Annotated in this window: 6 protein-coding genes; 5 read left to right on the plus strand and 1 reads right to left on the minus strand. The window is 42.1% G+C overall.

Annotation, left to right across the window (positions count from 1 at the left end; all coding sequences use genetic code 11):
* Window positions 1–185: 185 nt before the first annotated feature.
* The 4 genes from D8848_RS07110 (at window position 186) to yaaA (ending at window position 5,932) form a co-directional block, all read left to right on the plus strand.
* The gene (locus D8848_RS07110; protein WP_125443938.1) at window positions 186–2,882 is read left to right on the plus strand and encodes a cation-translocating P-type ATPase; all 2,697 of its coding nucleotides are present in this window, start codon (window positions 186–188) and stop codon (window positions 2,880–2,882) included.
* A 117-nt stretch (window positions 2,883–2,999) separates the two neighbouring features.
* Window positions 3,000–3,410, plus strand: a complete 411-nt coding sequence (locus D8848_RS07115) for a peptide deformylase (RefSeq protein WP_033689143.1) — start codon at window positions 3,000–3,002, stop codon at window positions 3,408–3,410.
* An 11-nt stretch (window positions 3,411–3,421) separates the two neighbouring features.
* Window positions 3,422–5,017 carry a hypothetical protein gene (locus D8848_RS07120; RefSeq protein WP_125443940.1) on the plus strand — a complete coding sequence of 532 codons (1,596 nt, stop codon included), beginning with the start codon at window positions 3,422–3,424 and terminating at the stop codon, window positions 5,015–5,017.
* A gap of 186 nt (window positions 5,018–5,203) precedes the next feature.
* Window positions 5,204–5,932 carry a peroxide stress protein YaaA gene (gene yaaA / locus D8848_RS07125; RefSeq protein ID WP_125443942.1) on the plus strand — a complete coding sequence of 243 codons (729 nt, stop codon included), beginning with the start codon at window positions 5,204–5,206 and terminating at the stop codon, window positions 5,930–5,932.
* Between the two features lie 47 nt (window positions 5,933–5,979).
* Here the strand turns inward: yaaA and pclR are convergent, their stop codons facing one another.
* Complete coding sequence (gene pclR / locus D8848_RS07130; RefSeq protein ID WP_125443944.1) at window positions 5,980–7,464, minus strand: virulence transcriptional activator PclR; 1,485 nt, start codon at window positions 7,462–7,464, stop codon at window positions 5,980–5,982.
* A 218-nt stretch (window positions 7,465–7,682) separates the two neighbouring features.
* Here pclR and pclA point away from each other — a divergent pair.
* Window positions 7,683–11,793: pneumococcal collagen-like adhesin PclA (pclA, locus tag D8848_RS07135; protein WP_125450660.1), on the plus strand; the 4,111-nt coding region annotated here is incomplete at its 3' end.

An 11,793-nucleotide genomic window follows, 5' to 3' on the forward strand; every position in this document is an offset into this window, starting at 1 on the left:
AGGGAGTAGCTGGCAGAAACCTGTGATAGTGTCGTCATTCCGAATTTTATACTGAAAAGTATGCTTTCCGGCACTATCTTAAACAGCGAGACTTGTTATGATTAACAGGTCTCTTTTTGTTTGTCGTGAAAAGATACGATGGGAAAAGAGAGTCTGTTTTGCACACAATGTCAAGGAGGAGACACATGTCAAAAGAACAAAAACGCCAAGCGTTTTACACTCAGAGTCCTGAAGAGGTCTTGAAGGCTGTGGATGCGACCGAGCAAGGTTTGTCATCAAGTGAGGCGGAAAAGCGCCTTGCCGAATTTGGTCACAATGAACTCGAAGAAGGCGAGAAACGATCAATCCTGGTCAAATTCATCGAGCAATTTAAGGATTTGATGATTATCATCCTAGTTGCGGCAGCTATTTTGTCAGTTGTGACTTCTGGTGGGGAAGATATCGCAGATGCCATTATCATCCTAGCCGTGGTTATCATCAACGCTGCCTTTGGTGTTTACCAAGAAGGAAAAGCAGAAGAAGCTATCGAAGCCCTCAAATCCATGTCTAGTCCAGCTGCCCGAGTTCTTCGTGATGGGCATATGGCTGAGATCAATTCTAAAGAATTGGTACCAGGTGATATCGTTGCCCTCGAAGCAGGTGATGTGGTACCAGCAGACCTACGTTTGCTAGAAGCCAATTCTCTTAAAATCGAAGAAGCTGCCTTGACAGGTGAGTCTGTGCCAGTCGAAAAAGACTTGACAGTTGAACTTGCTGCAGATGCTGGTATTGGTGACCGTGTCAATATGGCCTTCCAAAACTCAAATGTGACTTATGGTCGTGGTCTTGGTGTTGTTGTCAATACAGGTATGTACACGGAAGTTGGTCATATCGCTGGCATGCTTCAAGATGCGGATGAGACAGATACACCACTTAAACAAAACTTGAACAACCTTTCTAAGGTCTTGACCTATGCAATCTTGGTCATTGCCCTTGTTACTTTTGTAGTGGGTGTCTTCATTCAAGGGAAAAATCCACTTGGTGAGTTGATGACCTCTGTTGCGCTTGCCGTTGCAGCCATTCCAGAAGGACTCCCAGCTATCGTAACTATCGTTCTTGCTCTTGGTACTCAAGTTTTGGCCAAACGAAACTCTATCGTTCGTAAGTTGCCAGCAGTAGAAACACTTGGTTCAACTGAAATCATCGCTTCTGATAAGACTGGTACGCTGACTATGAACAAGATGACAGTCGAAAAAGTCTTCTACGATGCAGTCCTACATGACTCAGCTGATGACATTGAACTAGGTCTTGAAATGCCCCTACTTCGTTCAGTTGTCTTGGCCAATGATACCAAAATAGATGTGGAAGGCAACCTGATTGGTGACCCAACCGAAACAGCCTTTATCCAATATGCCTTGGACAAGGGCTACGATGTCAAAGGATTTTTAGACAAATATCCTCGTGTGGCTGAATTGCCATTTGATTCTGAACGTAAGCTCATGTCAACAGTTCATCCACTTGCAGATGGACGCTTCCTCGTAGCTGTTAAAGGTGCGCCAGACCAACTCTTGAAACGTTGTGTTCTTCGTGACAAAGCTGGGGATATTGCTCCGATTGATGAGAATGTTACAAACCTCATCCATACAAACAACTCTGAAATGGCCCACCAAGCCTTGCGTGTCCTTGCAGGTGCTTATAAGATTATTGACAGCATTCCAGAAAACCTCACTTCTGAAGAGCTTGAAAATGATTTAATCTTTACTGGTTTGATTGGGATGATTGACCCTGAACGTCCTGAAGCTGCTGAGGCTGTTCATGTGGCTAAGGAAGCGGGAATTCGTCCAATCATGATTACGGGTGACCATCAAGACACTGCAGAAGCTATTGCCAAACGTTTGGGAATCATCGATGCAAATGATACAGAAGGACACGTTTTAACTGGTGCTGAGCTCAACGAACTGTCAGATGAAGACTTTGAAAAAGTAGTTGGTCAATACTCTGTTTATGCCCGTGTATCTCCAGAACACAAGGTTCGTATCGTCAAGGCTTGGCAAAAACAAGGTAAAGTCGTTGCCATGACAGGTGATGGTGTCAATGATGCGCCAGCTCTGAAAACAGCCGACATCGGTATCGGTATGGGAATCACTGGTACAGAGGTTTCTAAGGGGGCTTCTGACATGATTCTTGCAGATGATAACTTTGCGACTATTATTGTTGCAGTGGAAGAAGGACGTAAGGTCTTCTCAAACATTCAAAAGACTATTCAGTATCTGCTTTCTGCCAATACTGCTGAAGTATTGACCATCTTCCTATCAACCTTGTTTGGTTGGGATGTCTTGCAGCCAGTTCATCTTTTGTGGATTAACTTGGTAACAGATACCTTCCCAGCAATTGCACTAGGTGTTGAACCTGCTGAGCCTGGTGTCATGAACCATAAACCACGTGGACGCAAGGCAAGCTTCTTCTCAGGTGGTGTTTTGAGTTCTATCATCTATCAAGGTGTACTCCAAGCAGCTATTGTTATGAGTGTTTATGGCCTTGCGATTGCTTATCCAGTACATGTGGGTGATAATCATGCCATTCATGCTGATGCCCTTACTATGGCCTTTGCAACCCTTGGTTTGATTCAGCTCTTCCATGCCTACAATGTGAAATCTGTTTACCAATCCATCTTGACAGTTGGTCCATTCAAGTCTAAGACCTTCAACTGGTCCATCTTTGTATCCTTCATCCTTCTCATGGCAACAATCGTCGTAGAACCGCTTGAAGGAATCTTCCACGTAACCAAACTAGACTTGTCACAATGGGGAATCGTCATGGCTGGAAGCTTCTCAATGATTATCATCGTCGAAATCGTTAAATTTATCCAACGCAAACTTGGCTTTGACAAGAATGCGATTTAAAAAGAAAAAGTCATCTTCGGATGGCTTTTTGCTACAGTTGAGGGAAAGGGCTTGCAGTTGTCGGCTTTTGTGCTATAATTGCTATAATATAGTAAAAAGAAAGAGGAGTGAGCAGAAGTGGAAAAGAAAATTGTGAAGGATATTTTGTTTTTATCTCAGGTATCTCAGCCGGCAAGTCAGGAAGACCTTTATCTTGCCAAAGATTTGCAGGATACGCTTTTAGCAAATCGTGAGACTTGTGTCGGTCTGGCTGCCAATATGATTGGGGTGCAGAAGCGCGTGATTATTTTTAATCTGGGCTTGGTTCCTATGGTCATGTTTAACCCAGTGCTCCTGTCCTCTGAAGGATCTTATGAGACAGAGGAAGGTTGTTTGTCCTTGGTAGGTGTGAGACCTACTAGGCGTTATGAAACTATAAGGGTTGCCTATCGTGACAGCAAGTGGCAGGAACAGACCATTACCTTGACAGGCTTCCCAGCTCAGATTTGCCAGCATGAACTGGATCACTTGGAAGGACGAATCATTTAGGAGGAAAGCAAATGAAACGAATAGTCTTTGAACTTATTTTTATCGCAACGACCTGGTATATCTTTTTACCGCCTCTTAACCTGACCAGCTGGGAATTTCTCTTTTTCCTCTGTGGACATTTGCTGGTTGTAGCAGTCTTATTTGGCTTTGGCAAGGGAATCAATCTGGTTAAAACGGTTCATGTGCGCCACGGCAAGGCAGAAGCTGCCTTAAATCTAGAGGGTTTCAAAATCAATCGGTTAGGGAAAATCCTTTTAGCTTCTATTGGAGGAATTCTTCTCTTGGCAGCTTTGGTTTCCTTGGTGACTTCCAGCATTTTTCAGGCTAAGAATTATGCCAATGTAGTCACGGTTACTGAAAAAGACTTTAGTGAATTTCCTAAGACTGATACCAGTAAGGTTCCTATTTTAGATAGAAGTACTGCTGAAAAAATTGGAGACCGCTACTTGGGTTCCCTAACAGATAAGGTGTCGCAATACGTAGCGGCAGATACCTATACCCAACTGACGATTGATGGGAAGCCTTATCGGGTTACACCCTTAGAATACGCAGATCCTATCAAGTGGTTTAATAATCAAGCCAAGGGAATCGGCGAGTATATCAAGGTGGACATGGTAACTGGTAATGCGGACTTGGTGGACTTGAAGACACCAATTAAGTATTCGGACTCGGAGTATTTTAACCGCGATGTCAAGCGTCACTTGCGCTTGAAGTACCCAACCAAGATCTTCAAAACTCCATCTTTTGAGGTGGACGATGAGGGCAATCCTTTCTATGTAGCAACCGTTTACCAAAAGCAATTTGGGCTTGCGGTTCCTCGTCCTGTTTCAGTCATTATCTTGGATGCTACAAATGGAGAAACCAAGGAATACAGCTTGTCAGATGTTCCAGAATGGGTGGACAGGGTCTATCCAGCTGAGGAAACCATCGAGCAAATTAACTACAACGGCAAGTACAAGGACGGTTTCTGGAATGCTATGATTTCCAAGAAAAACGTGACCCAGACTACCAAGGGATATAATTATTTGTCTATCGGTAATGACATCTACCTCTACACAGGTGTGACGTCGGCCAATGCAGATGAAAGTAATCTTGGTTTTATCCTTGAAAATATGCGGACAGGAGAAATCACTAAGTATAGCTTGGCTTCTGCGACCGAAGAATCAGCCCGTGAATCAGCCGAAGGTGCTGTTCAGGAGAAATCCTACAAGTCAACCTTCCCAATCCTCATCAACATCAATGACAAGCCTCTCTACATCATGGGCTTGAAGGACAATGCTGGCTTGGTCAAAGAGTACGCCTTGGTAGACGCAGTCGAGTACCAAAATGTTATCGTAGCCACCACTGTGGAAGAACTGCTCAGCAAGTACGCCAACAAAAACGACCTTGAAATTGATAATGAAACCACAGAAAGTATCAAGGGTGTGGTAGCAGACCTCAAATCAGCTGTTATCAAGGGCGACACCGTCTACTTCTTTAAAGTTGATGGCAAGATTTACAAGGTTAAGGCCTCTGTATCAGATGACCTGCCTTACCTCGAAAATGGTAAAACCTTCGAAGGTCAAGTAGGAAAAGACAACTATCTCAAGACCTTTAAAGTTCAGTAAGAGGAGAGGCTGGGCAAAACCTCAATTTCAGGAAAAAATGAAGTAAATCTTTCCATCATAAAACGCATAGTATCAAGATTTCTCAATTCCTGATACTATGCATTTTTTAATTTTAATGCCTTTTTCCCCAGTCTCTTTTCAGATGAATTCCTTGGTTGTGGTTAAAAAATATGCTACACTATCAATATGAAAATTTTAATCCCAACAGCAAAAGAAATGAACACAGACTTGCCAAGTATCGAGGCAACTCCTTTAAGACCAGAAAGTCAGGCTGTGCTGGATGCCTTGGCTCTCTATTCTGTTAGTCAATTGGAGAGTTTTTACAAGGTATCAGTTGAGAAGGCAAAGGAAGAATTTCAAAATATCCAAGCTTTGCAAAGGAAAACTGCTCAACACTACCCAGCCTTGAAACTTTTTGATGGGCTCATGTACCGCCACATCAAGCGAGACAAACTGAACGATGCAGAACAGGCCTATCTTGAAAATCATGTCTTTATTACTTCGGCTTTGTACGGAGTCGTACCAGCCTTGTCACCCATAGCCCCTCACCGTTTGGACTTTTTGATGAAGTTAAAAGTCGCAGGTAAGACTTTGAAGAGCCATTGGAAGCAAACCTATGATGAAGCTATGAATGGTGAAGACCTAATTTTCTCTCTCTTGTCATCCGAGTTTGAGACTGTATTTTCTAAGGAAATCAGAGGAAAAATGGTGACCTTCAAATTCATGGAGGATAGAGGTGGTCAGCTGAAGATTCATTCAACTATTTCAAAGAAAGCGCGTGGTGCCTTCCTGACAGCCCTGATAGAAAATCAAGTACAGACGGTGGAGGAGGCTCGTCGCTTAAGCTTTGCAGGGTTTACCTACAGAGAAGATTTGTCACAGCCACAGGAATTGGTTTTTGTTAAGGAAGTATAGAAATCAGATAAGAGAAAAAGTCAGCAGGACCCTGCTGACTTTTTAGTTTATAAAGTATTGGATATATGAATCTCATTTGATAAAGTGTTGAGGTGATTAACCAAATCCATGATTGACAGATGGTTTCGGCAAATAAACTTCTTAGTAATCCCTGGAATATAGAAATTAGACACGATGATATCGTAATCTGTCTGATTTAAAATCTCAGGACTTGTTTGTAATTCATCCCAAGTATCGAAGGTGAAGCGGTTATTACAGTAATAGGAAAGCATATCAACAAAGGTAAGGGATATAGCATGGTCAAAGTTACTGATAATCAAAACCTTGATAGGTGGTCGATTTTCTAACAACTGAGTAGAGAGGTTTTCAGCGTGGGTTAAGATGGTGTACATCAAGTGTTCCAACTGTTCAGGATGGTCATGCTGTCCAATTGCTTGACGGTATTGAGCCAGTTCTTGACGCGCACTTCCCATAAAGTCTGGGAAGTAAACTTCAAATTTTTTAATCGTTAATGCTTTTTGTTCAAATAAGATTGGGGTAGAAAAGATTTCCTGTCTTTCAAAGAAAGCAGTGTTGTGTAAATGCCAAATCAGCTCATCGTGGTTGGTAAAAGTAATCTTATATTGTTTTGATAGGCTTTCTAATATTTGACTAAGTAATTGGTAAGAGTATCTTGCTTCACTGTTTTCTTCTAAAGAGTTGAAGAATTCTTGAGGATTTAAGAAAAGATTGTTTTGAATAAAGGATATAAAAATTTGGGCGATGATATCTGGAGTGATTTCAAGTCCCAGTTTTTCAGAGAAATGGACAAGTAGCTCCTCAAAATTTGGAATATTCATCAAAAGAGGGTAGTATTCATCGAAGAAATGATTTGGTAAGTCGATAAAATGACCATTTTTGACGCGGTAAATACTGATAGCTATCATCAATTTGTACATTCTATAAATTGAAAATCGCATTGGATAATTCGTGATTTTATAGAAGAAATCAGCAAACTCTGTTAAATCCTCCTCAGGAAGGTCTGGAAAAGGCCAGTCTAGGAAATAATAGCGCTCAGAAAAGTATTGGGCAAAAAAATAACGAATATCCGTTTCATTACCAAGAATTGCAGTAGGGGTAAAAGATAATTCAATCTGAAATTGTGATGATAGAGTTTTTGTAATATTTCGGCCTAATCGATAGAGGTTGGCATTACTTGAGTGAAGATTTTCAACTGTTCGATAAATAGGTAGCCCCTCATTGAAGAACATATACTCTAGTAATTGAAAAGATTGGGAATGAGCTAGAAAATATTGATAAACGTCTTCCAGACTAGTGTTAACATCTAAATCAATCATAATTCCGTTAACGGAAGATTGGATGTCAATATTTGGGAAAGCTGTTCGTAATTCATTTAAATCATTTTTTAGGATTCGTTCTGTACATCCTAATTTTTCGGCAAGTGCATGTAATCTTAGCCAATTACGATTCTGGATTAAGATTTCCATTAAGCGTAATTGTCTTTGATCTTTTGTGGATAAAAGGTTTCGCATGTAGGTAATTTCCTCCTAAATTATATTGTATCATAATTATGATTCTGTTGTACAAAAAAACAAGAATTAAAAATATGTACATTAAATTCAAAAAAAAAAAAAAAAAAAATATGGCTCCATGGTACAAAAATCAGATATATTAATTTCATAGATAATATTGATTAATGGCTCAAATAGTTGTAAATTGTAAACTATAAAATACTATCTAGGAGTTTGAAATGAAACATTCACATAAGAAATCATTTGACTGGTATAGCATGCAACAACGATACTCTATTCGTAAGTATCACTTTGGTGCGGCTAGTGTCTTGCTCGGGACAGCCTTAGTCTTGGGAACTGCTGCCAATGCGCAATCAGTACAAGCGGAGGAACAACATCCTGAAGCAACTAATAGTGTTTCTGTTGATAAGGTAGAAGAAGCTACTAAACCAGCAGAAGTATCAACACCTAAAAAAGAAACAACTTATGCAGCTCCAACTGTAGCTAATCCAGTAGAAACGACTCCAGTTAAAACTGAAGAAGCTACTAAAACAGCAGAAAAAGTTGAAGAAGCAAAAGACAAAAAAGAAGCAAGTCATCAAGATGCTGTTGACAAGTCAAAATTGTTAACAGCTCTTTCACGTGCTAAAAAATTAGAAAGTAAGTTATATACAGAAGCAAGTGCTGCTAACTTGCAAGCAAGTATCCAAGCTGGTCAAAGCTTGCTTGGGAAAGCAGATGCATCTGAAGCTGAAATATCAGCAGCAGAGACATCTATCCAATCGGCTATTATTGGTCTAGAACTTCGTTCTAACTCTGATAAAGGAACTGTATCAGAAACTCCTGTAGTGAAGAAAGCTGACACAGCAGAAGCCAAAGAAGAAGCTAAGCCAGTTGCAACAACGACTGACCGTTCAGCTGTTGATAGTAGCGTTTTAGCAACTAATGCACCTGCCAAAGTAGAAACAACTTCAGCTCCAAAATCTACTAATGAAATCTTGAAACCAGGTTTGAGCCTTTCTGATGCTCGCCAAAATCCAGCTATCCGTAAGGAAGACTTGGATAAAGGTCATAGTGGCTTTAGAGCGGCTAGCAATCCAGCCAACCCAATTGTCTCAGGTTCTGGAAATACAGTTGCATTTTCAGACATCAGCCAAGGTGGTCGTAGTTATAGTTTCCGTGGCTACGGGAACTCACGTGGTGGTAATTCAATTCATTACGATGTAACAACAGTACGTCAAGGTAATAAATTGAATTTCACAATCAAATATTCTGGTCCGGGCGAATTTGTTAATAATAACTTTATCTTGGATAAAGGGGATGGATTTGGAAATCCTTCCAATGCGACAATCACAACTCCAAGGTTAAGAGATCAATCAAAACCTATTAGCCAAGGTGCCAACTACGTATCTCACTCAGGATACAGTATGACCTCTGCTACTTCAACAAATACGGAACAAACAATCAGATTTAGTTTGCCAATCAATAATCCAAATGGTGACTTGTCTGTTCGTTTGAAACCTGTTACTTTTAACGTGGACCAAGGTGGTGGCGGTGCCGCTACTAGCAATGACCCATACAGCAACTCCAACTATTATCATAGAGCAAATCCACTATACTTGGATGCAAACCCTTATGGTGGTACTAATAATAAGACTGTTTCAGAAGACATTGATTTCCAAACAGTCTACCTTCCAACTAGTAAATTACCAGAAGGTCAAACTAGATTAGTTCGAGAAGGTGAAAAAGGACAACGTCAAATTACCTATAAAGTTCATCGATTTGGTAACGAAACACTTTTAGGATTGCCAATTAGTAATTCTGTTACTAAAGAAGCTAAGCCACGTATTATGCAAATTGGTGTGGCTAAAGAGCTAATCGATACAGTAAAACCACGTGTTGATCAAAATAAAGTTGGTGATACAAATAACCTCACTTTCTATCTTGATAACGATGGAAATGGTGTTTATACTGAAGGCGTAGACGAACTTGTTCAAAAAATTGCTATTAAAGATGGAGCCAAGGGTGAAAAAGGGGACCAAGGTGAACGCGGTCTAACTGGAGCTAAAGGTGAAAAAGGAGACCGAGGCGAACGCGGTCTAACCGGAGCCCAAGGAGCTAAAGGTGAAAAAGGAGACCGAGGCGAACGCGGTCTAACTGGAGCCCAAGGAGCTAAAGGTGAAAAAGGAGACCGAGGCGAACGTGGTCTAACTGGAGCGCAAGGAGCCAAAGGTGAAAAAGGAGACCGAGGCGAACGCGGTCTAACTGGAGCGCAAGGAGCCAAAGGTGAAAAAGGAGACCGAGGCGAACGCGGTCTGACTGGAGCCCAAGGAGCCAAAGGTGAAAAAGGAGACCAAGGTGAACGCGGTTTAACTGGAGCTAAAGGTGAAAAAGGAGACCAAGGTGAACGCGGTCTGACTGGAGCCCAAGGTGCCAAAGGTGAAAAAGGAGACCGAGGTGAACGCGGTTTAACTGGAGCTAAAGGTGAAAAAGGAGACCAAGGTCAGGCAGGTCGTGACGGTGTAACTCCAACCGTAACCGTTAAAGATAATAAAAATGACGGCACTCATACTATCACGATTAACGACGGTAGAGGTAATGTTACAAGTACTGTTGTAAGAGATGGTTTCGATGGCGCAAGTCCATTAGTTGCGACTCAACGAAATGATGCAGATAAAACAACAACAGTTATCTTCTATTACGATAAAAATGGAAACAATGAATTAGATGCTTCTGATAAGAAATTAAAAGAAGTTGTAATTGCGGATGGTGCTAAAGGTGAAAAAGGGGACCAAGGCGAACGTGGTCTAACCGGAGCGCAAGGTGAAAAAGGCGAACGTGGAGACCGTGGTGAAACAGGAGCAGCGGGACGTGACGGAAAAACTCCAAAAATCACAACTGCTCGTGGAGCAGACGGCCGTAGTACTGATATTACATTTACTATTCCTGGTGAAGAACCTGTAACAGTTAACATTAAAGATGGTAAAGATGGACGTACACCAACCATCGACTTAAATGCCTTAGCTGAAGCAGCAGCAAGATTAAACAATCAAAGAAGCGGAAGAGTAAGAAGAGCTTTAGCAGACGCCCCATCTACAGCACCAGCAGAAAAACCAAGAGAAGGTACTCTTATTACAGCGTACTTTGATAACAATGGTAATGGTCGGTACGATGAAGGTATAGATGACTTAATTGCTAAACAACCAATTTATAATGGTACAGACGGTGCCAATGGTGCAGCAGGTGCAGCCGGACGTAATGGTGCTGAATTATTAAGTGGACCTAAAGTACCAACAGCAGATGATGGTAAAGATGGCGACACTTATATCGATGCAACTACAGGTGATGTTTATAAGAAAGAAAACGGAACTTGGGATAAGATTGGTAACATTCGTGGACCTCAAGGTCTAAAAGGTGAAGCCGGAGTTGCAGGACCACAAGGGCCACAAGGGCTACAAGGACCTAAGGGTGACCAGGGTGCTCAAGGTCTTCAAGGTCGTGATGGTCAAGACGGAGCACAAGGTTTACCAGGACGCGACGGACGTGATGGNGCAGCAGGTCGTGACGGACGTGATGGACGCGACGGTAAAGACGTCTTGAACGGNAAAGTTAACCCNGAANCAAATCAAGGTAAAGACGGCGATAAATACGTTAATACAGAAACAGGCGACGTCTTCGTTAAGAATAACGGCAACTGGGAAAAAGAAGGCAACATCAAAGGCCCTAAAGGGGACAAAGGTGAACAAGGTCTTCAAGGTCGTGATGGTCAAGACGGAGCACAAGGTTTACCAGGACGCGACGGACGTGATGGCGCAGCAGGTCGTGACGGACGTGATGGACGCGACGGTAAAGACGTCTTGAACGGNAAAGTTAACCCTGAATCAAATCAAGGTAAAGACGGCGATAAATACGTTAATACAGAAACAGGCGACGTCTTCGTTAAGAATAACGGTAACTGGGATAAAGAAGGCAACATCAAAGGCCCTAAAGGGGACAAAGGTGAACAAGGTCTTCAAGGTCGTGATGGTCAAGACGGAGCACAAGGTTTACCAGGACGCGACGGACGTGATGGCGCAGCAGGTCGTGACGGACGTGATGGACGCGACGGNAAAGACGTCTTGAACGGCAAAGTTAACCCNGAANCAAATCAAGGTAAAGACGGCGATAAATACGTTAATACAGAAACAGGCGACGTCTTCGTTAAGAATAACGGCAACTGGGAAAAAGAAGGCAACATCAAAGGCCCTAAAGGGGACAAAGGTGAACAAGGTCTTCAAGGTCGTGATGGTCAAGACGGAGCACAAGGTTTACCAGGACGCGACGGACGTGATGGCGCAGCAGGTCGTGACG

The organism is Streptococcus mitis (genome assembly GCF_003942775.1).
Classification (GTDB): Bacteria; Bacillota; Bacilli; order Lactobacillales; family Streptococcaceae; genus Streptococcus; species Streptococcus mitis_CN.